Source organism: Dictyobacter sp. Z7_2 (assembly GCF_057551105.1).
Map to the genome: position 1 here is coordinate 2,070,968 of NZ_BAAJPE010000001.1, position 22,673 is coordinate 2,093,640.

Here is a 22,673-nt window from a genome sequence, read left to right on the forward strand (position 1 = left end):
TATCCAGCCAAAAGATCAAGCCAGCCGACGCAGCGTCGGCTGGCGTTGACGCCGTGGGCGAACGTTTTTTTATTCCTATCTTCACTGTATTGTGTGCTTAGCATCGGATGCTATTCGGGAAGCAGAAACACTACGGCGGTACAATTATGGAAGCCGCTGAATTGTCCATCGGCGCGTACAATCTGTCCATGCGTGTTACACCCAACGTATCTGATGGGAGAGATGACCTCTTGCACCTTTGCTAGCTCAAAACCAAATTCCTTCCCCATTTTCATGCGTGTCGCCACACAATCAAAGAAAAGCGCCACGGCGGCTTTCTCTCCTAAAAGCCTGCGGACGGCGCTCCTGGCGGCGATCTCGGCCGCCTCTGTGGCCGATTGAACTGTTGATCCCATAATACAGATCTGTGTTCCAGCAGGGACTTCAGAGCCACAAAGGATAGATCCATCAGGAGTCAGGGCCAGGGGCACACGCAGTTTATATCCCATGCCCATGTTGATACCAATCAGGTTATGGAGAAAAAAGGGCAATGGATCAGTGACGTCTAGATTTTGTCCCGTTGCCCGAGCATGCGCTTGAAAGACGTCTAAGGGCGACTTGCGATTAAGACCCGTCACAAGCATTCCCTCAGACGATGTCACATCGATGGGATCGCTGATCGGTTTCCATCCGTGACTGGAACCAAGGCCTGCTGGTCGCCTGGAACAGATCTCTAACACGACGGCAGCGTCAGTTACCACCTCAGTGCCATAAAAAACTGGAGTATAGGCAAATTGCCCGTTGTCACCGGCACCACCCCCAAAAAACTGGGAGGAACCGGCGGTGAGCCATGTCAACTTCTCGATCAGCTCATCCGTGTGCCCGGCCAACGCATCAGCCAGGATTAAGGCCGAGCGATAGGGATACTCTTTGAGTTGATCGCCTCGGAGATCCGCAACAATGTCTTGAGCGGCTTGCTGCGTATCCGTATGTAGATGCCGTCCAATCGTGGCAGTAAATTGTATGTCGGTTGAGTTGATTGCGACAGCACAGGCTAATCCTTCTCCATAAATAGCTGAAGTAAATTCGCCTGCCGATGAACATCCAATTAATATGTGGGGATTACAGGTACGCTGGAGCGCTTGTAAGAGAGCACTATGCTCATACTGAGGCGCGGCAAAAAGAATCACCACATCAGGCGCAACTGAAAGCATGTAGGTGATTTGCAAACCAAGATCTTTTCCTGCCTCTAAACTGGTAGAAAAATTTGTATATACTGTCGCAGATTTTGTCATGAAATACCCTCCATCCTAATTAAAAGTCGAACCAGACATTACAGCCAGTATCAATTTTTCCTCTACCTCAAAAATTTTTTTCTGGAAGCGATGACAACACAGCATGCTATTCAAGGCTATGAGTACAGCAGAGACGGTTCAGGGTTGCTTTTTAATGATATCCTGGTATCTGCGATCTGATATGGTAGGATTTGTAAAGCGAATTTGTGCTTTCATGTATTCCTCAAATTCCAACTCTATTTCTCGCCGCACAATTGCCTCTGCATGTCGACGAGGCAAGCCAGTCTGGCTCGCGCAAGCCAGCATGCGCTCAACATAGATCCGCTGCATCTCAGCGCGTTGCCAGGCCAGATCAGGCATCAGCACTAAGTTCAGCCGCGCACAGGGATAAAAATCTTGCGCCTCAAAGGCCAGCGTTAACAACATGCCACATTCATGGACAGCTTCCCAGATTGCAGGATGACTAAAAAACCCCGGTTGCACGCTGGAAACCACAAATACTCCAGCCAGGTTGTCCCCTTGTAGCAAAGGATAGGCACAGGCACTTTGCTCGTGTTCATCAACATCCACAGGTCGCTGCTGGCTACTATCAGTAACATCCCAGCGCTGCATGCGCTGAAGTGCGGCCGCCCAGCCAGCCAGATGACTCCGGCCCCAATAGACTAAATTCTGAGAGGTTAACGGCCAGGGAGGAGTTCCATACATCGATGTCTCATAGAGGCTATGAATGCCATCCTCATGATCATATCCAACTTTTGCATAGCGAATCACAAGACCTTTTTTCTCAGAATCAAAGCGGAAGACCATATATTCAAAGACTGCCTGGATGATGCGCCATTGACGTGTATCATCATCAACGGTCGCAAGCATCTCCAGCACGCGCTTATAAAGATCTTTTTGAATAGCTATCTTATGAAAAAGAGATGCATCAAGCTCATTCTCCATATGATTCCTTTTCATATCATAAACATGTATCCTATATCTACATTCATCGCATAAAATATACCATATACCGTCACGATACCGTCACGCAAGAGCGATAAGTTCTCTTCGTCATAGCAAAGGTTCTATTTTATACTGCTTACAATATACTACACCGAAACGCGAAAATAAGCGCACGGAGATAACAAAAATAGGGAACGGCCCCCCTCATCGCCAAAAAGAAAAGGATTTCTGGTCTTTTTTGAGGATCGGTGCCATAATAAATTACAGGTAGATACGACGAACAACCTTCAAACATCATCGTAGAGCAACATAGCAGATCTGCGGATGCTCTCTGCCATTGAGCGCCAAAAGCAACGGAGATCTGTCACTTGACGGATAGAGAGAGATGAAAATGAAATTTGCCTTTAGTACCCTCGGTTGTCCCCAATGGACAGTGGAGCAGATTGCGGAGAATGCGGTACGCATGGGCTATAGTGGCGTGGAGTTGCGCTTGCTGGATGGTAAGGTGATCGATCCAGTGGAGGACGCCGCGAAGGTGAGGCAGGCCGCCACGCTCTTTCGCTCACGAGGCATCGAAATGTGTGCATTCGATACATCCTGTTTATTTAATCTCAGCGATCCAGCGGCACGCGCTAAAAATGTTGAGGATCTGCGTGCCTGGATTCTTCTGGCACAGGAGCTACAGGTACCGATACTGCGTATCTTTGGCGGCGCTGGCAGCGGCGAGGATAGCAAGCTGCAAAATACATGGATAATAGCTGCACTACGCCAGATTGCTTCTCAGGCAGAACAAGCCGGCGTGCTGATTACTCTGGAGACACATGATGGCTTCGCCTCAGCGTATCGTGTGGGCACAGTGCTGAAAGCCATCGACTCTCCAGCCATAACGGCGCTCTGGGATAGCCATCATCCCTATCGTATGGGAGAGACAGCTGAGGAAGTATGGCAACAGATAGGTACATATGTCAGGCATGTACATGTCAAAGATGCCCGACGCGACAGCACCCAAGCATCTGGCTGGCAACTCGTGCTCATGGGCGAGGGAGAGGTTCCTGTGCGAGAACAGTTACAGACCCTGCACGCTCATAACTATAGTGGCTATATCTCTGTTGAATGGGAAAAACATTGGCATCCAGAAATAGAAGACCCAGAAATCGCATTGCCGCAACATATCGCATGGTTGTATGAAGTAGAAAAACAGTTGTCATAAAGTGTATGAAGCAAGCAACCACATTGCAATATTGCTCGATATCCCAAAGCCCTTGCTCGCTCGGCACCTCCCTGTTTCTGGGTGGACACCTAAAGAGATATAGGCGGACATCCAGAAATAGGGAGGTGCCTTCATACTTTCAGCATACATCCAACGTAAAATCCGGCAAAAGCAGAGCAGCGTTTATAGAATATTTTGGAGACCCTGGCAATACTTTTATTTAAATGATGTATACTGGCTGTCGTAGATAGCAGCAAGGAGCAGCAGCAGTATAATGAGTTATGTCATTCGCCAGATAGCTGTAGGTGATTACGCATCGATCATTCAAGTTGTTGATGAATGGTGGGGTAATCGTCCCGTGGCCAGTATGTTACCCAAACTCTTTTTTATCCATTTCCAGAATAGTAGCTTTATCGTCGAAGATCAAGGCAAACGTGTCGGCTTTCTGATTGGTTTTCGCTCGCAAACATATCCACGTCACGCGTACATCCATTTTGTAGGGGTCGACCCACATTACCGCACACGCGGTATAGGACGACTTCTGTATCTACGTTTCTTTGCCTTGATGCGCGAGTGGGGATGTACAGAAGTTTATAGCGTGACATCTCCACAGAATAAAGGCTCGATCATTTTCCATCAAAAATTGAATTTTACGATTGAACCCGGGGAAGCGCTGGCCGATGGGATCGCGATCACCCCGGACTACGATGGACAAGGCGGTGCACGCGTCCTCTTTAAAAAGCTCCTGGGTCCCTAAAGAGATCAAGCCAGCAAACGTAGCGGCGCGGCTCCGCCGTGCTGTCACTGGACGCACGAAAACGTCCTATGTGCCTATGGAAGCAACGCCGACGAAACAATCCGCGGCAGGAAGATCACGCAATGGAACCTCATGAGGAGCGTGGTCGTGCGAGTCACAGACAGCACGGCGGAGCCGCGCCGCTACTACTCTGCCAAAGATCATCACTCCTTTGTCTCAGAGGAGATATGTTCCCAAAACAGATCCGTGAAGTCGTGGGGTGAGACGCCCACCGACGTAGCGGCGCGGCTCCGCCGTGCTGTCACTGGACGCACGACACCGTCCCACGTGCCGATGGAAGCAACGCCAACAAGACGCTCCACGGTGGGAAGATCGCGCAATGGAACCTCATGAGGAGCGTGGTCGTGCGAGTCACAGACAGCACGGCGGAGCCGCGCCGCTACGTCGGTAAACGTCTCATCCCATCGCCTTTCTGACACATTTTGGATAGACGTCTCCCATGCGACAGAGAAGCTATGACCTTTGATAATGTAATAGCGGCGCGGCTCCGCCGTGGGCGAGATGGGCTTAGCTCTTTTCACAGCAGTGAACTCTTAGCACACCCCACGATCATGAGTCGGACGCTACTTCAGACGCCGCTAAAAGCGGAGAAGCCGCCATCGACAGGCACGACAATACCGGTCACAAATTGTGCCGCCGGACTTGCCAGCCATAATAATGTTCCGACCAGATCTTCAGCTTCACCCATACGAGCCATCGGGGTATGCGCGATGATCGACCGGCCACGCTCACTGTACTCGCCGGTATCTTTTTGCGTGAGCAGAAAACGATTTTGATCGGTGATAAAAAATCCAGGCGCGATCGCGTTGACGCGAATTGCCGGGCTGTATTCTTGAGCCATGTGCACAGCCAACCATTGCGTGAAGTTAGTGACAGCCGCTTTGGCAGCGCTATACGCCGGGATACGCGTCAGTGGTCGCAAAGAATTCATCGAAGCAATATTGACAATACATCCACGCTTACGTTCAGCCATCCCGCGTCCAAAAACCTGGCAGCATTTCAAAGTGCCCGACAAATTAAGCTCGAAGACCTGATCAATGGCCTGGTTATCCAGATCAAAAAAAGAGCGCTCCGGCGATGTTGTCGCTCCTGGCTGATTGCCACCGGCTCCGTTGACCAGAAGATCAACCGGACCGAAGCGCGCGGTAATCTGTTCGAGCGTTTGCTCAAGAGCAGCACGGTCCACGACATCACAAGAGAAGCCCTGCGCCTCTCCTCCTTGCTCGCGGACCTCCTGCGCCACACGCTGGACAGATTCCTCGCGACGGCTCACAATTGCTACTTTCATGCCCGCTTGCGCCAATGCAAACGCCATCGCACTCCCCAATCCACCGCTACCGCCAGTCACGACAGCAGTCTGCCCCTTGACGTCAAAGAGCGACTGAAGTTGAACCTGATTACTCATAATTTTTCTTTCATCATTAACAATCAACGCAACGAGAAAACTAGCTCGATAAAATTTATTGTAGCATATTGCACATGGCCTTCAAACATAAACTCCATTTGTGTGTGGTATTTGAATTAAAGTTGATTAGTGGATATTTGCTATTCGGTTATTTATCGTAGAAACATCTAATAATTGAAATAAAGATGTGAAATAGAAAACGGAGAGGTATGTATATCCATTTCACGGTTGGCAATAAAGTGTAATTATAGATTATACATTTTCTTATTGACGTATCTTGCTTTTATGGCGTAAGATAACTATCAAGTCATTACGAACCTACGAGTTCTAGTTAGACAAGTAGTTATTGAGTAATATGGATAATGTGCCAGGATGGCGTACACTATTAGAGACACTGATTGCAGATGATGCCGAGCGACAGCGCATTGCGCATATACTAGAAATCAATCCTATTACCCTGACTCGTTGGGCAACGAGTAATATACAGCCACGACAGAAATATCTTTACGCACTTCTCGAAGCGCTTCCAGACAGGCGAGAACAACTTGTTTCCTTAATTATAGAAGAGTTCCCCGAGCTTAATTTCGATATTGCAGTGATAGAAGAACTATCACCTGAGATTCCCAGTGATTTTTATGCACAAGTGCTTGAGGCCCATAATCAACAGCCCTCGATCTCGCGTAGTGCAACCATCAGAGCATTAGTACTCAAGCAGATGTTGATGCATCTGGATACGCAACATCAAGGTATGCTCATCATTGCCAACCAATGCACCGTATCCGAAGAGCAGAAAGTGCGCAGTCTACACCTACTCGATGGGCAAGGAACGCCTCCCTGGCAGCATAGCATCCCCACAATACGTTTTTTTGGATTAGAATCACAGGTTGGTTATGCCGTCCAGATGCATCGTCCTCTGGCTATTGATGTCTATAAAAGCCATACACATTGGCAACCGATACAGGATGAACATGAGAAAAGCATGATCACGTATCCACTTATCCGTGCGGATCAAATTGCTGGCAGCTTAACGATCATAAGTACACAGCCGGGTCACTTTACGGCTATCCATAGAGAGCTTATCCAACACTATACCGACCTCTTCTTGCTTGCCTTTGAGGAGACAGATTTTCATGCTTTTGAACAGATCACCCTGGGAATGATGCCATCACCCACGCAACAAAAAACGCTTACGGCTCAATTCAATCAGCGCATCCATGAATTAATCATCAGGGCCACCCACGAGCGGCGCTATCTGACACTGCCTGATGCGACACGACAGATTTATCAAGAACTGGAAGAAGAGTTACTGCTATTTGCCGGCACGTTTAGCGAGGTAGAGGATGATTCACCCGGCTCACAACCCTTACATGAGTAGATCGACATGCGTTATGTTATCATTGATGAGCATGAGTACTAAAGTATTGCTGGAGTTGGGCTAAAGCCAGAGGAAAGTCCGTGGGAATAAGAGCACGTACAGCGCTATCGTGCGAGCGGAATAACATGTTAAGATGCTCAATCAGCCGCAAGGCTGTGAAGACAGTAACCAGTTCTTCATAGCGTGCCGGAAGCGCTCTCACACGCTTATAGCCACGAAAGAACGCCTGATGCAAGACATCTTTATCAGGACGATCGGCAATGCCACCAAAAGTAACGGCGATATCAAAAAGATAATAATTCCATCCACAGTGCTGAAAGTCGATAGCACTGATGTCGCCGCGATAAAAGAGATAGTTGGGCTGCTGAAAGTTCCCATGAATCAGACCATAATGATCAGCAGTCTGTGGCAGCTGCTCCAACTCATCGCGTACGCGCACTGCGACCTCAGACAAAAGCCGATACTCATATCCAGTGATTAAATCATCGCAATGAGTGGTCGCGAAATCGGGATCAAGGATCGTTCCGTCGCCAATGACCGTCTCCCAATGCCAGGACGGTCGGATGAAGCCACTGGGAGGCACAAAGTATCTGGCGTGCTGGTGCAGGCGAGCCATGAAGAGGCCAACACGCTCAAATAAGGTTGGAGACAGACCTGAGTCGACACTGCGTCCGGGAACCCAGCGCAACAAAACACAGAAACGTTCCTCTTTGATATCCTCAACCTGTACAACAGCGATCGCCTCACCATCACGTGTCAGGACAGGCTCAGGTACAAGTAGATCGGTATCACGTCGTAAAGCCGCAAGCCATTGCAGTTCGGAAAGCAACATCGGCACATCGAGACCTTCAGGATCACACAGATGCAACACGAAGCGGCCCTCTTCTGCTTTTTCAGCATCTGAGCCTGACCAGACAGAACGAGCGTAGCTGTTCACACGAAAGACCGTATCTTTGCGATGCGACAACAAAGAGAGGCGAGCATTCCCAATATCGTATCGTGTCAGCGCAGCCTCCGCCAAAATGCGCAACTGCCGAATCTGACTATTGTAGCTCGAATTTTCCAAAGTAATCTCCAACCTTCAAATGCATCCACACCCACCAGACGCGCCATAGATACACATATGCATGTCATAAAACATTAATAAGAAATATATATAACCAGCCAGTCAATAAATTAGCCAGAAAAGGACCAATGACTGGAAACATATGTAAGTATAACACGCAATTGTTAACGGGAAGTATTACATGTGATCACAATGGCACTCATGTCATCGCTTTTAGAGCGAATCTGCTGGGGAGAGACCTGGTGCGATTGCTCAATGGCTTGCCGTGTGATCTTTTTAGCCGCACCAGTACGCGATGAGGTTTCCAACAGGTGAGCTAAAATTTTATCTGTCAAATTATCGTGGATGCCATCGGAGCAGATGAGGACACGATCGCCCGGCAGAATGTCAATCTGGCCCAGATGAATTTCGAGAGGTTTATCATGACCGAGCGCCTGTGTAATCCCATTGCGATTATCAAAGTAGCCACGCTCGACGTCGTTGAGCTCTTCATCTAACTCGGCCTGATCGATGCGTAAAGCATCCTCGGGCGTCACCGAGCCATCGAGTACGCGCAGAGAAAGAAATCCATCGTCATCCGTCAATCGTCGTAGCGGCTCACCGGGACGCCAGAGATAGATACGACTATCGCCGACATGCTCGTAATACATGCGGTATCCATGATCGTCCTCCAGCTGACAGAAGAGCGCCAGCGCCGCTGTCGTGGCAGGATAGCGTATAATACCTGGCAGGCCCCTGGTTCGACGCTCTCCCTCAATGAGAATCTGTTGATGAGCCTCAGTAAGCATCTGCGGCAGTAGCGACTCCAGATCAAGGCTCGTAGGGAGAGCTAGCAGTTCAGGTTGCGCGTGCACACGTTTCCAGATACGTCGTATCACACGAGCAGCCGTGCGAGAGGCGAGTTGACCAGGACCAGAACCGACGCCATCAAAGACCGCAGCCAATCCACGACGTCTATCAAGCAGGACAGTATCATCATTGTAATACGGATGTCCTTCATGAGGCACACTGGAGTATACAAATGTCAGAGAAGTAGTCATTGCCGCCGCCTGAGAAGAATTTTTCATAGTTATAGTCATAGAGAGGTCCTCTTTCTCCAGCCAAAATTACATAAAAAGATAAAAATTTGATGTGGGTCGTTGCCAATAGTATATTGGACTATTTTAGCACAACAGGGAGCTTTTTTCCGTAGGTGTTGTCGGGTAAGGGGATAGGCTGAACACGGGCTCAAGGGAGGTGAATAGTGTGCTATTATGATATAGACGAGAAAATAAGATCATTCATAAAAAAATGCGAAAAAATAAACCAATTCAGCGGAGAACCAAAACGTGTCAGATCCGAAACAGCAGCTAACCCAGCAAACTCACCTTCCCTTTCATACTCAGGCCGTCCTCTTCGATCTAGACGACACCTTACATCATAGACATCTTGCCTTTCAAGGTTGGGCTCAAGCTTTTGCTCAAGCGTATTATGCTCCCGAGCAGAACACCGAGCTGGCCGAGATGAGTCGCTATCTGATTGAAATAGACCAACATGGCTATATGCCACGTGATGAATATTTTCAGCGCTTACAACAACGCTATCCACAGGTACAGGGTTCAACGGCAGAGCTCATCGAGGGCTATCAGAAAAACGTCATTGATCACGTCGTACTCGAAAATGAGACAAAGTTACTCCTGCACACTCTCTACGAACGACATATACCCGTTGGCATCGTCACAAATGGCGAGACACAGCAACAGAAACGTAAAATCGCCAAACTGGAGATAGCTCCATACGCCTCATGTATTTTTATCTCGCAGGAATTTGGTGTCGCCAAGCCAGATCCATCGATATTCCTCGCAGCCGCTCGCTGCCTGAACACAGAGCCAGCACAGATCCTCTTTGTGGGAGACAATCCTCACTTTGATGTCTGGGGAGCACATCAGGTGGGCATGAAAACCGTGTGGATACAACACGAGACGCGCACATGGCCGGAAGACATCACACCCGAGGTTGCAGATGGCACGGTCCATTCCTTTGCCGATCTTCTGACACTGTTTAACGTCTCCCAGGCTCGTCCCTCCACGCTCACAACACATTGACAGCCATCATCCATGCGCAGATGAGCGTACTAATTACTATAAGAAAGAGAGTTATCGAAGCCAATGCTATCTATCGTTGCAACACTTGGCTATATCTTATCAGCCGACGGCACACATATCCTGATGATTCATCGCAATAAGCGTCCCGATGATATCCACTATGGAAAATATAATGGCCTCGGCGGAAAACTACAGCCCGATGAGGATATCGTGGCGTGCATCAAACGCGAGATCCAGGAGGAGTCAGGGATCATCGTGGACCATGCCGTACTACGCGGTACGATCTCCTGGCCGGAATTTGGCAAAAATGGCGAGAACTGGTATGGCTTCGTCTTCGTCATCGATCAATGGCATGGAGAGCCACACGCTGGCAACGAAGAAGGCACTCTGGAGTGGGTCTCAAAAGAGGCTCTACCAACTCTCCCGCTCTGGCCCAGCGACCATAAATTCTTACCGATGGTCTTTGACGATAATCCACAACCCTTCCATGGCATCATGCCCTTCCACAAAGGCGAGATGCAGAGTTGGAATTATACACGCTAAGCACGTCTTTATTGAGCAAGGCCTGATGTTCTTATACATATTGTTTGAAGGAGCTTTTCGAGATGGAAGAACGACTTGTAAAGATAAGTCGTACCATTGCTTATGCCTTACGCCATCATCCTGAGCAATTTGCTCTCACGCTCGACGACGAAGGCTGGGTGGCTGTACAGGATCTCCTGGAAGCTCTCCGTGAGCACAGTAGCTGGCAGCATGTCAGCATTGACGACCTCAACGCTATCATTGCCCAATCGAGCAAGCAGCGCTTCGAGATCCAGCACGACATGATTCGCGCCTACTATGGACACTCCATCCCCCAGAAAATCACACGCGAGCTGGCAATCCCTCCAGCGATGCTTTTCCACGGCACAACTCCAAAAGCCGCCCGCTCCATCAGAGTGGAGGGACTCAAGCCGATGAAGCGTCAATACGTCCACCTCTCCGCCGAAGAAGAGACCGCACGTTCCGTCGCTCTGCGCCGCACACCACGCCCGGTCATCCTGCGCATCCGGGCGCTTCAGGCACAGCAGCAACAGATCGAGTTTTATTATGGCAACGATATGGTCTGGCTTACTGACCATGTACCACCTGATTTCATCGAGTTCCCTGAAAATTGAAAAAACTGGGCGATAAATTTCTCTCATCGGAGAGAGGAGCCCTTTTCCTCCATAATCATTTATGAAGGTCCGGTACAAAAATCGCAGATGAGGATATATGAAATTAGAGGTTAATGTATATCAGGAACAATGTAAGGGCTGGCCACAATCCGGTCGTCATATCCTTGCGCAGTACGACGACGAATCTGTGATTGTTTATCAGGCTTACCAGCCCTCTATTGGTCACTTCGCGGCCAGAAACGGCTACTTTGGTGGTGATTTCTCATTTTCTCGTATGAGTTGGGTGAAGCCGGGTTTCTTGTGGATGATGTTTCGTAATGGATGGGGTACAAAAGATAAGCAGGAGGTTACACTGGCGATTCGTTTGAAGCGCTCGGCCTTTGACGATATACTGGCAGAAGCGGTTCCATCTACTTATACAGCAGAGCTCTATGCAACGACAGATGCCTGGAAACGGGCCTTAGAAACGTCCGAGGTACGTATGCAGTGGGACCCCGATCATGATCCCTCCGGAGCCAGGCTTGAGCGCAGAGCTATCCAGCTTGGATTGCGGGGCTCTATTCTGAAGCGCTATGCTCATGATTGGATTATGTCTATCGAGGATATCTCTGATTTTGTCCAGCAGCAGCGTGTCCATGCTTTAGCAGCAGATTTCCTCCACCTGATTACTCCACATGAGAAAGAGTATCCAACGCACTATAAACATATCGGTATTAGCAAGCAGGATCGATAATACACAGGCGATTACTTTTTGCTGCGTCTCTGCTGGCCGACAAATTTTGCCAGCAGATCCAGTTCCTGAACGAACAGGCGCTTCATGGCATAGGGATAAAACAACTGCTCTAGCTTGCCTGAAAGAGTGGAGGCAGGCTCCCAGCGCGCCGCAAGCTGAACATGGGCCTGCTGACCATTGTTGACCGGCGTGACGGCAAATGTCATAACCAGCGAGGACGTGGTCTCCCGCTCGGTCAGAAGCCTGCCAGGCTCCGGCTCGTGGACGGTCGCTCTGCCAGGACGCTCCATGCCGAAAAGTCGCTTGCGATAACGAATGATTGTCCCTTCACCCTGTCCACCGGCTTCGACCTCCAGATGCCTGAGATAGGTCGGCGGCACAATCTGAAGGTGCCCATAACGATAATCTGCCAGCACGGCATAGACTTCAGCAGGTGGAGCGTCGATTAATGCGACGGTTTCATAGTGGGTCGACATACAGCGTGAATCTCCTTACCACTCAATTTAGGTGTCGTTCATTTTTTGCCATCGGAACGCCTCGAGATGCAGGGTTCCGATGACAAAACGGGGCAGGATTGTCCTGGGACAAAAATATGCTCTTTAACTTACAGCCTCTCCTGAAGCCGATTCACCAGGAATAGCAGGAACAGCAGCTTCCTCACGATCAGCCTGTGTAAACTCGATTCCTCGAGCCTCCTTGCCGATAGCAGCAAAGATGATCACAAAGATGAAGGCACCCGCAGAAAAGATCGCCAGGGCAACCCCATAATTGGGCGTTTTAACTGTTCCGATGTTTTGCGCCAGCAGGGCTTCAACCACTACAATGCTTGCCGCAAACAGGTTTCCTAGCTGATAGGCAAAACCCGGAAAAGTCCCTCGCACATCGGTCGGTGACAGCTCGTTGAGATGCACAGGGATAACTCCCCAGGCACCCTGGACCATAAATTGTAACAGGAATGCTCCAATCGCGATGGAGGCAAGTATAGACACTCCAGGTATTCTAATCAATCCCGACCAGAACGGAATCATGATGATACCTATGATACACGCAATTATGATCGCACGTCGCCTACCCCAATATTGCGAGTAGTATCCAAACACAGTACCACCAATAATCGCACCGATGTTCGCAATCACGGTAATGGTCGAAGTGGCGCTCACATCAAGTTTCAGTTGCGCCTGCAAAAAGGCAGGCAAGTTGTCCTGAGTCCCATGCGAGAGCGAATTAAAGCCTGTCATCAAGAGGATCAGGTAGAAAAAAAGAATCCAATGCCTTTTGATGGCGGTCCCCATCCCACGCCAGACATTGGTACCTCTCTCTCTGTGCAAGGTCTGTTGATGCTCCCAGACTGGCGACTCATGCACACTAAAACGTATAAAAACGACCAGTAGCGCTGGTAGTACACCAATAATGAACATACCTCTCCAGCCAAAGGATGGGAAAAAGGTAAAAATCACAAAATAGACGACAGCAGCAATCAGGTAACCAAAGGCATAACCCTGTTGCAAAATGCCAGAGAAAAGACCTCGCGATTCGGTCGGCAGCGTCTCCATGGCTAAGGATGAACCCAATCCCCACTCTCCTCCCATCGCCACGCCAAAGAGAGCGCGGAGAACCAGAAAGACAATGTAGTTGGGGGAGAAGGCCGTCAATAATTCTATCACCGAATAGAAGACGATATCGATCATCAAAGGGGTACGCCGACCAAAGCGATCAGCCAGAATGCCGAAGATGAGCGCCCCCACAGGACGCAGCATCAAGGTCAGTGTGACCGCAAAGGCGATGGATGGGAGTGCCACACGAAAGTCGCCAGCAATGCGTAACGTGACCAACGTCACCATAAAATAATCGAAGGCATCCAATGTCCAACCAAGAAAGCTGGCCAGAAAAGTATTACGTTGCTGACGATTGAGCGCGGCAAATAAACTGATTACATTCATGGAATGATTCCTCTCTGTGCAAAAACACTTCTTCGTGGTACTTCTTCGCGTTACAAGAGGGGGATAAATAAAAGATGTAGAGCTGGAATTTTACAAAGTCTTATCCTTTCAGTAGAACCTGCCATAGCATTATACAACAAAAATGCTAGATTAAAGCTATGGGCGGTGAAGCAGTTAGCGACTACTTCACCGCCCATAAAACTTTTGGAGTCTATTTCCTTTCTCTTACCAGGCGAACTTTAAACGGCTAACGATGGTGTGTGGCGGAAGCCCATCGAATAGAGGGATGCATATTCGCCCTCCAGTTGGAGCAGTTCGCTGTGCGTGCCCTGCTCGACGATCTGACCAGCCTGCAATACGACGATACTATCGGCGTCCTTGATGGTTGACAGTCGATGCGCAATCACAAAGGCTGTTCGTCCGCGCAGGAGCTTCTTCAGTCCTTGCTGAACAATCGCCTCGGTAAAGGTATCAATGTTTGCCGTGGCTTCATCCAGGATCAAAATGTGCGGATCATCTAGCAGAGCTCGCGCAAAGGAGATCAGTTGGCGTTGACCCATGCTCAGGTTACGACCGCGCTCACGGATGAGTGTGTCATATCCTTCGGGCAGTTGGATGATCAGATCGTGAGCACCAACGATTTTTGCGGCCTCTATGACATCCTCTCTGCTAGCATCCAGACGACCATAGTGGATATTATCCGCAATTGAGCCGGTAAAGAGAAATGGCTCCTGTGGCACAACTCCAACCTGACTACGCAACGACTTCTGCGTGACATCGCGCAGATCGTAGCCATCGATCTTAATTGAGCCACTCTGAATATCGTAGAAGCGCGTCAGGAGGCTGATGATGGTGCTCTTGCCAGCTCCCGTTGGTCCAACGATAGCGACCGTCTGACCGGCATCGACATGCCAGTTCAGCCCCTTCAGCACCGGATGCGTGGGATTATAGCCAAAGACAACATCCTGGAAATCCACATTGCCTGCGATAGGAGGCAGTTCGATAGCATCTGACTTGTCCTCGATATCAACTTTGATCTTTAAGATCTGATTGATACGCTCAGCCGCAACTCCCGAACGTTGTAACTGCGTGTATTGCTGACTCAGATCACGAATCGGATCAAAGAAGCGGTTGATATAGAGCACAAACGCCACCAGAGTCCCAATCAGCAAGCTTCCCCGCGAAACCATATAACCACCATAGACAACTGTCAGACAGATCGCCAGCGCCGCCACAACTTCAACCAGAGGCAGAATCAGTGCCGCGATCTTACTTGAGTCCAGATTGGTATCACGGTTATATGCATTTAAAGCGTCAAACTCATCCTGATTACGATCCTCACGCACCAGACTCTGAATGACGCGCATACCAGAGATATTCTCCTGCAAGGTCGAGTTGACAAGCGAGATCGACGCACGCGTGCGTCGGAACGAATTTTGCGCGTGCTTCTGCCAGAATGCGGCGATGAAGAACATTATAGGCAAGACAATAAAGGTCAACAGGGCCAGCAAAGGACTCATCACCAGCATGAAGATGACGATACCAACCAGGGCCACTACCGATCCCAGGATCGAGAGGAGTCCCGAGCTGAGCATGCCTTCCAGCACATCGATATCGCTTTGCAGACGCGACATCACGCGCCCGATCTGCGTGTGATCGTAGAAGCTTAGCGAGAGACGCTGTAAGTGCTTGAACATATCGGCGCTCAAGAGATACAGGACCTGCTGACCGGCCCACGACATGGTCCAGACCTGCCAGTATTGCGCTAACCACATCGCGACGTTCATCAGTAGAAAGATGCCACTGATAATCGCCAGCCCATGCAGATCCCCATGCGTGATATAGTTATCGATCGCCAATCCAATAATCAAAGGATTGGCGATATTCAGCAACGTGTAGACGACCATAAGTACAATACTCAGGATCGCCTGACGCTTATATTGCTTGATATAGGGAAGAAACATCTGGACGATTTTCCAGTCAAAATCGAGCCCTTCCTCCTCATCGGAATGAGCCAGACTATTCTCAATCCAGGTGTGGGAACGCTTATAACTGGCGTAGGAAGCGGCACGCCCGGCCGCTGTGATCTTTTTACTCACTGAAGCACCTCCGATTGGGTATCGACAGAAGGTTCAAGCATCTGGCTCTCAAACTCTTCCTGCTCGCGGAGTTGCAGATCATAGAGTTGCGAATAAGGGCCACTATTGCGTAACAACGACTCATGGGTACCGCGCTCAACGATACGTCCACGCTCCAACACGACGATCTGATCGGCATTCTTGATCGTACGCAGGCGCGAAGCCACGACAAAAGTGGTCCGGCCACGCATCACCTCATCCAGAGCCTGCTGAATCAGATACTCGGTCTCCATATCGACGCTCGAAGTGGAGTCGTCAAGCACCAGGATGCTCGGATCGAGCAGCAGCGTGCGAGCGATCGCGACACGTTGCTTCTGACCACCAGATAACGTCACGCCACGCTCACCGACCCAGGTATCATAGCCATCAGGCAGCGTCAGGATAAAATCATGGATACGAGCAGCCTTCGCTGCCGCCAGGATCTCCTCATCAGTTGCGTGCGCCACGCCGTAGGCGATATTCTCGCGGACAGTCGCATTGAAGAGGAAAACATCCTGTAACACCAGACCAATATTGCGGCGCAACGAAGCCTGAGTCACATCACGCACATCATAACCATCAACCAGCACCCGACCGCTCTTTACATCGTAGAAGCGTGGCAGCAGATGCAGCAGCGAGCTCTTACCACTCCCAGTAGGACCCAGGATCGCGATCGTCTGTCCGGCGGGCGCATCAATCGTCAGATCGTGCAGAACCTCAATGCCATTGCTATAGGCAAAGGAGACATGCTCAAACTGGACATGTCCATCAACCTTACCCAGAGCTTTCGCATGAGGTGCATCGGTCAGATTGGATTTTGTATCCAATACGCTAAAGATACGCACGCCACCAGACAGGCCGCGCACCCACCAGTTCAGCATAAATCCCAGCGTACGTACCGGTGTACCAAGCAGCAAGATATAGTTAGTTACTGCAACTAACGTGCCCAGACTCAAATTGTGATCGATCACACCGATGCCACCAACCCACAGGACCAGCACAGTGATTACGTTCAGTGACAAGACCAGCAAGGGCTGATTCCAGGCCGAAAGGCGCATCGCACGCATATTCAGTTCGCGCAGTTCAAGATTCTTGTGGCCGAATTTATCGATCTCAAAATCTTCACGGGCGAACGACTTGACGACCCGCACTCCAGTCAGGCTTTCCTGCATGATCGTACTCAGTTCTCCCACACCATTCTGCGAGGCCAGCATCAGTGGACGAAAACGGCTCAGCGCGATGCCAGAAAGGAGCAACAGAATCGGGATAGAAATGAATGTAATTAGAGAGAGATAGATATCAAGTTGAAACAGTAAAATGATAATCGGGACAAAGGTGACAATAGCCAGAATACCACGTGTCAATCCCATGGGATAAAAATTGCGTACCGCCTCAATATCAGCAGTCATACGCGACATCAACTGACCCGTCTCCGAGTCATCGTGAAAGGAGAAGCTCAACTGCTGCAAATGATCATAAAGTTGATTACGCAAATCATATGCGACCAGCGACGAGAGACCCTGTGAGAGGTAGCCCTGTCCATACGCAAACAGACCACGTAACGCGCTGGTTACCAGGATCGCCAATGCAGCCCATAAAAGATCCTGGAAACGGCCTGAACGAATACCTACATCGACGACCCACTGCAAAAGCGAGGGAACGACCAACGAGAAACCGGTCGCGAGAATAAGACACACAATAGTCCCAACCGCCTGCACCCAATGAGGGCGCAGAAGCTTAATAAGCCGCACGTAAATGCGCATATTTTCTTTAAAGTGAGACTTACGAGGAGAAGATGAAGCCTGTTGATTGATCCGTGCTTGTGTTAGCTGCATTCCAGATTATTCCTTTCTTGACACGCTTTAGCACCTGATACCTACCACCTACCCAGCGCGTGTCGGGGCACTTCTGGTTATGCCCATAAAACAAAGATGACCTATGACGCCATCACACCTCACCAAAACATATGGAGTGATTACTCATGCATAAACATACCTTCCTGCGGCAGATCCTTTTTCGCAGCACAGTGCTCTATGCTACGTTGTGTGGGTGGTGGGCTGTGCGACTCAAATGTGCACAACCCATCACCCACATAACACAGCTTATAAAACACTGAAACAGTAGCAAGAGGAGAGCAAGCGGTCACAGTTACGGCTGAATAATCTTCACATGCGTCGATGAATGTGATAGGTTAGTATCATCCCTCCAAGTTTAAAAGGAAATAGCTGACATATGCCTGTCAGTCATTCCACTTCTTTTTGGGAATTTGTACCAAATTCGCGATCTATCTTCTTACCAGCAAAAGTAGGATGGTCATAGATGTTACAGAAGTTACCAGTGTTTTTGGTTTTTCCTTTATTGAATCCACAGGATAGCGAATCACAGATAGTGAAAAAACCTCTTGTTTTTTATGAATATCTAGCACATAATTAAAGATATGCAAAAGACCGAACGCCTCATGGCGATTACGCTACTGCTGCAAGCCCGAGGGAAAATGACGGCCAAGCGCCTCTCCAACATTTTAGGAGTTTCAACCCGTACCATCTACAGAGATATCATCACGCTCTCATTAGCACATATACCGGTATCCATGGAATATGGTCCAGGCGGCGGCTATTACTTACCTGATAACTATCACCTTGAATCAGCTATCTTCACGCGTGAAGAGGCTATTTCGCTGATTTTAAGCGCTGATGTCTCAGGGAATGATAACCTGTTCGCTGGCGATACGGATCTACATCGAGCGCTCGTCAAACTAGAAGCGGTCCTGCCGGAGGAATATCGCATAGACGTCAGGGCTGCGCGAGAACACATTCTCTTTGATACATCGGCATGGTGCAACACATCCACACCTCCGACTCATCTAGAGACGATTCGGGCGGCCTTATTGGGTGCATATCAAATGGATATCCTTTATCTTAATACACAATGCAACACGTGTGCAAGTGCGGGAGTTATCTGGCAACACATCGAACCTCATGGATTGGTCTTTAAAGCGCAAAGCGGGCGTCATGTGCGGACCGGACACTGGTATCTCGTCGCCTTCTGCGGTGGCTGTCAGCTATTCCGCACATTTCGCGTCAATGATATTGAACAGGTCTATGTCTGTGAGGAAGCGATTACCGCCCATCCAGAATTCAATCTGCACACCTATTGGAGCGAAGTAAACAAACAGCTAGCCAGGCAACATCCTCCCATTACCCTCAAACTCCACCTGACGGCCTCGGCACGCTATAGACTCCTGCATGGAGATGGAATAATCCTGCAAGAGCTCCACAATGGAAGCGCCATCGTGCAGGTTAGCAGCGAATCGCTTGACGATGCCATCGCCTACGCACTCGGATTAGGGGCCGATGCCACCGTATTGGAGCCACCGCAGGTACGTCAGGCAGTCGGCTTAGCGGCCCGAGCGATCGCGGAAAAATACTGATCTCCGGCAGTACCTACACCTACGCCGATCCTCAACGACTATGTCAGATTACTTCCAGGCAGATTTACAAAGAGAATTTAAAAAACTGGCACTGCTGATGTCTTATCATTAAGAAGAGAGTGACAAGAAAAGATTCGATAGCAATCCCAGGGAGGCATTCATCATGACACAGAGACGCTTACGCCTCATCCTGCAACCAGATATACTCGCCATCTGTCGCCTTGATCCGCACAGTTCCATCACGGCAGCGATGCTGGCAGGAAACTTTGTAGCCATCACCAAAACGAACGAAGAGTTGTCAATTATTTGCTCACAGGAGACTATTCCCGAGGAGGTGATCTACACCAAAGGCTGGCGTAGCTTCCGCCTCCGCGACGCTTTCGAGCCCGATGCGACTGGCGTGCTGGCTGCAATCATCACCCCTCTCTCAGAGGCCGCACTAAGTGTCTTTACAGTCAGCACATACTACACGGCGCATATCCTGATCAAAGATAAAAATCTTAATCAAGCCATCCAAATTCTCACGCAGGCGGGTCACACCATCTGTAGCGCCTGATATAGTAGCGTCGTGCCCTCGGGCACGATGTCCAGTTCATCGTACGAGACAGCGCCATCTCCGCGAGTCACGCTTGCCTGCCTGATCGTACGTCGAGTGGGACATCGCACGCCAGCGTGCGACGCTACTCCTGGCGTTGCCAGTCATACAGAAATTGGAGATTTTCTTTGAAGATAGTGGCCGCTTGCCATGAGGCATAGGGAGCCGGCACATCAATTGTCAGCAAAGTTTCTACAGGCAGGGCAGCATTGAGGACGTATGCCACTATTTGCTGAAGATCATGAAGATATTGCAGCATAACAAGAATATCCTGGCCCGTACCAACTTTACCATGTCCAGGGATAATCGTGGTAAGTTGTAACTGCTCCACTGTGGCAAGAATCTGCATCCAGGTATCAGGATTCCCATCATTCAAGGCAGGATGGAAACCAACCTGCACAAGATCACTCATAAAAGCCAGCGAGAGATCTGGAAAATAAAGCAAGACATCGCTGGGACTATGACCTCCCCCAAAGGTCAATAGTACAGCGGCATGTTTCGATCCAGCGAAGGCGAGACGGCGCTCGAAGGTAACATCGGGCAGGCGCAGCTGGATCGTGGGCAGCGCGGCAGAGACGGCTTGAATCTCGTCGAGATAGAGTTGCGCGTCTTGTTGCGAAGCCGGATCTTGTTCCTGCGCCTGCGCAACCAGCAGTTCATTCAATGGCACAGGATCGTTGCGCATCCTATCCAGGCGGGCCAGGCCTGTTGTGCGCATCATATCGAAGGTTATATCGGTAGCAAAGATAGTTGCTCCCTCAAAGACCTGATTGCCCCAGACGTGGTCACTGTGATGATGACTGTTCACCACATAGTCTACAGCGCGTCCCGTGAGCTGTTCTGCAGCCTCTCGTAAGCTAGCAGCAGCCAGTGGAGTAGTAAATGTATCAAAGACCAGCGTATGCTCGCCAAGGTCTACAATACCAGCATTCCCCCAGGCTCCCGTACCAACGCGTGCAATAGCTGCATAGATGCCGTCGGCAACCTCTTCCAGTTGAAAATATGGTGAATTGAAGGGCGTCAACGTATTCCCCATGAAAAATATACCTCTTTTCAATTCTGTCAAAAACCAATCATCATTGCGTATCTCTGGAAATTCAACAAAGTGCTACTCGACTTTTTTTATCAGAATCACAGAGAGTACCAGCGTCAGATTATCATGGAAATCAAGAGAAATCCAGTGAAATATAAGAAAGAGCAAAGATTTTTGCTCTTATTTTTGTCATCAAGCGATAAAATCGCCATCAGAAACATCACAGGGTAGAAAGGGCCATACCGAATTTACTTAACCATGTTGGGAAACTTGGGGCTAATTAGCGTCGAAATATCAATGTAAATGAAGTATACTACTATGCGAAAAGGGCATTTTATTTCCTGCAACAAAAGATGCTATTCACAAACGTATTGTAAGAAAAGAAAAAGGTAGATATAATAATCTTACTACTATTTTCACTTTTTCTATTCAGGGTGCTTTGCAACTATGGATAAAGCAACAAGTAATTGGTCAGGGTACTTTACAAATAACGATGGTAACACATCGTTAGACAGTACGTTGAACAGTTACAATGGACACCTTTGCAAGGTGTCATCCATCCAAGAAGCGCCCTGGACAAACAAACTCATTGGCGAGTAGAGTGGTGTATCTATGTCTCAACCGAGAGAAACGACAACAAATAATCTGGCCGATGTCATACAAGTTATCCAGATTGGGCATCGCACTGGTACACTAACAGTAGAGCGTGGCGAAAATAATACCTTTGAAGAAGGGATGATAGTCTTTGTCAATGGACAAATAATAGATGCAAAATGTGGACAGCAAACGGGTCCAGTCGCATTGGGATGGTTGACGACCTGGACAACGTGCCGTTTCTCATTTATTGTAGATGCATCTCAAACCAGTCAGATCCCTTCCTACCCACAAATCAGTGGACCGCAAACGACAACGCGCTCTGGATCATTTTCATCGCGTCCAAATCTGTCATCGCGTCCAGATACATCATCGCGTCCAAATCTGTCATCGCGTTCAAATCTGTCATCGCGTCCAAACACGCCATCGCGTACGGATAGTAGAAGCCAGACCCCACACACCAACCCGTCCGCGACTAACAGGAACCGATCAACCAACCCATTATCTGTCCCAAATCACTTTGTTGTACAAACGCCTTATCGTATCCGAACTGATAATAGCGTGCTGGCCTTTATCGATCAGGTTGGGCTGACACGCGAACATCGACGTTTATTTATGCTGATTGATGGGCAGCGCACAACGAATGAGATTATCTCATTGATGAACAAAAACCCCGAAAAGGTCATAGAACTATTAACTGATTTGGAGAGAGCTGGCATTGTATATCATGCGTAATGTCTGGAACAATGCCAGACGCTCCTAGAGAATTTCCATGTTGAAACCTTGTAGATTGTCGTGCCACGCTCCGTGGCCTTATATATGCTGGAGTGAATGATGAAATATCGGGATACAATCACACGTATTCTTGATAGATGCATTCTGCTCCAGCAATATCTCC

Annotated in this window: 22 protein-coding genes; 10 read left to right on the forward strand and 12 right to left on the reverse strand. The window is 49.2% G+C overall.

Features of this window, described 5'->3' with window-relative positions:
• Positions 1-110: 110 nt before the first annotated feature.
• Together AC27N8_RS08215 and AC27N8_RS08220 are read right to left on the reverse strand one after the other, a co-directional pair.
• A complete protein-coding gene (locus AC27N8_RS08215; protein ID WP_487065820.1) occupies positions 111-1,274 on the reverse strand; it encodes an FIST signal transduction protein in 1,164 nt (387 codons plus the stop codon).
• 138 nt (positions 1,275-1,412) lie between these two features.
• Complete coding sequence (locus AC27N8_RS08220) at positions 1,413-2,219, reverse strand: hypothetical protein (RefSeq protein WP_487065822.1); 807 nt, start codon at positions 2,217-2,219, stop codon at positions 1,413-1,415.
• A gap of 385 nt (positions 2,220-2,604) precedes the next feature.
• On the opposite strand from AC27N8_RS08220, the gene AC27N8_RS08225 reads away from it, so the two are divergent.
• Both AC27N8_RS08225 and AC27N8_RS08230 read left to right on the forward strand, forming a co-directional pair.
• Entirely contained in the window at positions 2,605-3,429 is an 825-nt protein-coding gene (locus AC27N8_RS08225; protein ID WP_487065824.1) for a sugar phosphate isomerase/epimerase family protein, read from the forward strand.
• 274 nt (positions 3,430-3,703) lie between these two features.
• Positions 3,704-4,186, forward strand: coding sequence for a GNAT family N-acetyltransferase (locus AC27N8_RS08230; RefSeq protein WP_487065826.1), 483 nt, complete (start codon positions 3,704-3,706; stop codon positions 4,184-4,186).
• 66 nt (positions 4,187-4,252) lie between these two features.
• Here AC27N8_RS08230 and AC27N8_RS08235 read toward each other — a convergent pair whose 3' ends face one another.
• The 3 genes from AC27N8_RS08235 to AC27N8_RS08245 are packed head-to-tail and all read right to left on the reverse strand — an operon-like array spanning position 4,253 to position 5,651.
• Complete coding sequence (locus AC27N8_RS08235; protein ID WP_487065828.1) at positions 4,253-4,390, reverse strand: hypothetical protein; 138 nt, start codon at positions 4,388-4,390, stop codon at positions 4,253-4,255.
• Positions 4,390-4,767, reverse strand: coding sequence for a hypothetical protein (locus tag AC27N8_RS08240; RefSeq protein WP_487065830.1), 378 nt, complete (start codon positions 4,765-4,767; stop codon positions 4,390-4,392). The genes AC27N8_RS08235 and AC27N8_RS08240 overlap by 1 nt, the downstream gene beginning before the upstream one ends.
• Before the next feature lie 47 nt (positions 4,768-4,814).
• Positions 4,815-5,651 (reverse strand): SDR family oxidoreductase, encoded by an 837-nt coding sequence (locus AC27N8_RS08245; protein WP_487065832.1) that lies wholly within the window; start codon positions 5,649-5,651, stop codon positions 4,815-4,817.
• 355 nt (positions 5,652-6,006) lie between these two features.
• On the opposite strand from AC27N8_RS08245, the gene AC27N8_RS08250 reads away from it, so the two are divergent.
• Positions 6,007-7,026 carry a GAF domain-containing protein gene (locus tag AC27N8_RS08250; protein ID WP_487065834.1) on the forward strand — a complete coding sequence of 340 codons (1,020 nt, stop codon included), beginning with the start codon at positions 6,007-6,009 and terminating at the stop codon, positions 7,024-7,026.
• A 19-nt stretch (positions 7,027-7,045) separates the two neighbouring features.
• On the opposite strand, the gene AC27N8_RS08255 is transcribed toward AC27N8_RS08250, so the two are convergent.
• Both AC27N8_RS08255 and AC27N8_RS08260 read right to left on the reverse strand, forming a co-directional pair.
• Entirely contained in the window at positions 7,046-8,092 is a 1,047-nt protein-coding gene (locus AC27N8_RS08255; RefSeq protein ID WP_487065836.1) for a phosphotransferase enzyme family protein, read from the reverse strand.
• A gap of 164 nt (positions 8,093-8,256) precedes the next feature.
• On the reverse strand, positions 8,257-9,171 hold the full coding sequence (locus tag AC27N8_RS08260) for a PP2C family protein-serine/threonine phosphatase (RefSeq protein ID WP_487065838.1): 915 nt from the start codon (positions 9,169-9,171) through the stop codon (positions 8,257-8,259).
• A gap of 249 nt (positions 9,172-9,420) precedes the next feature.
• Between AC27N8_RS08260 and AC27N8_RS08265 the strand changes: the two genes are divergently transcribed.
• The 4 genes from AC27N8_RS08265 (at position 9,421) to AC27N8_RS08280 (ending at position 12,066) form a co-directional block, all read left to right on the forward strand.
• Entirely contained in the window at positions 9,421-10,176 is a 756-nt protein-coding gene (locus AC27N8_RS08265) for an HAD family hydrolase (protein ID WP_487065840.1), read from the forward strand.
• Between the two features lie 63 nt (positions 10,177-10,239).
• A complete protein-coding gene (locus AC27N8_RS08270; RefSeq protein ID WP_487065842.1) occupies positions 10,240-10,719 on the forward strand; it encodes an NUDIX hydrolase in 480 nt (159 codons plus the stop codon).
• A gap of 62 nt (positions 10,720-10,781) precedes the next feature.
• Complete coding sequence (locus AC27N8_RS08275) at positions 10,782-11,333, forward strand: RNA 2'-phosphotransferase (RefSeq protein ID WP_487065844.1); 552 nt, start codon at positions 10,782-10,784, stop codon at positions 11,331-11,333.
• Between the two features lie 97 nt (positions 11,334-11,430).
• Positions 11,431-12,066: a DUF4291 domain-containing protein gene (locus AC27N8_RS08280; protein ID WP_487065846.1), complete on the forward strand. Its 636-nt coding sequence runs from the start codon at positions 11,431-11,433 to the stop codon at positions 12,064-12,066.
• An 11-nt stretch (positions 12,067-12,077) separates the two neighbouring features.
• On the opposite strand, the gene AC27N8_RS08285 is transcribed toward AC27N8_RS08280, so the two are convergent.
• The 4 genes from AC27N8_RS08285 to AC27N8_RS08300 all read right to left on the reverse strand — a co-directional run bounded on the left by AC27N8_RS08285 (position 12,078) and on the right by AC27N8_RS08300 (position 17,958).
• Positions 12,078-12,542, reverse strand: coding sequence for an SRPBCC family protein (locus AC27N8_RS08285; RefSeq protein ID WP_487065848.1), 465 nt, complete (start codon positions 12,540-12,542; stop codon positions 12,078-12,080).
• 123 nt (positions 12,543-12,665) lie between these two features.
• Positions 12,666-14,006 (reverse strand): MFS transporter, encoded by a 1,341-nt coding sequence (locus AC27N8_RS08290; RefSeq protein ID WP_487065850.1) that lies wholly within the window; start codon positions 14,004-14,006, stop codon positions 12,666-12,668.
• Positions 14,007-14,245: 239 nt separating this feature from the next.
• On the reverse strand, positions 14,246-16,105 hold the full coding sequence (locus tag AC27N8_RS08295) for an ABC transporter ATP-binding protein (RefSeq protein WP_487065852.1): 1,860 nt from the start codon (positions 16,103-16,105) through the stop codon (positions 14,246-14,248).
• Complete coding sequence (locus tag AC27N8_RS08300) at positions 16,102-17,958, reverse strand: ABC transporter ATP-binding protein (protein ID WP_487065854.1); 1,857 nt, start codon at positions 17,956-17,958, stop codon at positions 16,102-16,104. The genes AC27N8_RS08295 and AC27N8_RS08300 overlap by 4 nt, the downstream gene beginning before the upstream one ends.
• A 602-nt stretch (positions 17,959-18,560) precedes the next feature.
• Between AC27N8_RS08300 and AC27N8_RS08305 the strand changes: the two genes are divergently transcribed.
• The gene (locus tag AC27N8_RS08305) at positions 18,561-19,553 is read left to right on the forward strand and encodes a helix-turn-helix transcriptional regulator (RefSeq protein WP_487065856.1); all 993 of its coding nucleotides are present in this window, start codon (positions 18,561-18,563) and stop codon (positions 19,551-19,553) included.
• A gap of 163 nt (positions 19,554-19,716) precedes the next feature.
• A complete protein-coding gene (locus tag AC27N8_RS08310; protein WP_487065858.1) occupies positions 19,717-20,109 on the forward strand; it encodes an ACT domain-containing protein in 393 nt (130 codons plus the stop codon).
• A gap of 124 nt (positions 20,110-20,233) precedes the next feature.
• On the opposite strand, the gene AC27N8_RS08315 is transcribed toward AC27N8_RS08310, so the two are convergent.
• Positions 20,234-21,184, reverse strand: coding sequence for an MBL fold metallo-hydrolase (locus tag AC27N8_RS08315; protein WP_487065860.1), 951 nt, complete (start codon positions 21,182-21,184; stop codon positions 20,234-20,236).
• Positions 21,185-21,793: 609 nt separating this feature from the next.
• On the opposite strand from AC27N8_RS08315, the gene AC27N8_RS08320 reads away from it, so the two are divergent.
• A complete protein-coding gene (locus AC27N8_RS08320; protein ID WP_487065862.1) occupies positions 21,794-22,510 on the forward strand; it encodes a DUF4388 domain-containing protein in 717 nt (238 codons plus the stop codon).
• Positions 22,511-22,673 lie beyond the last annotated feature (163 nt).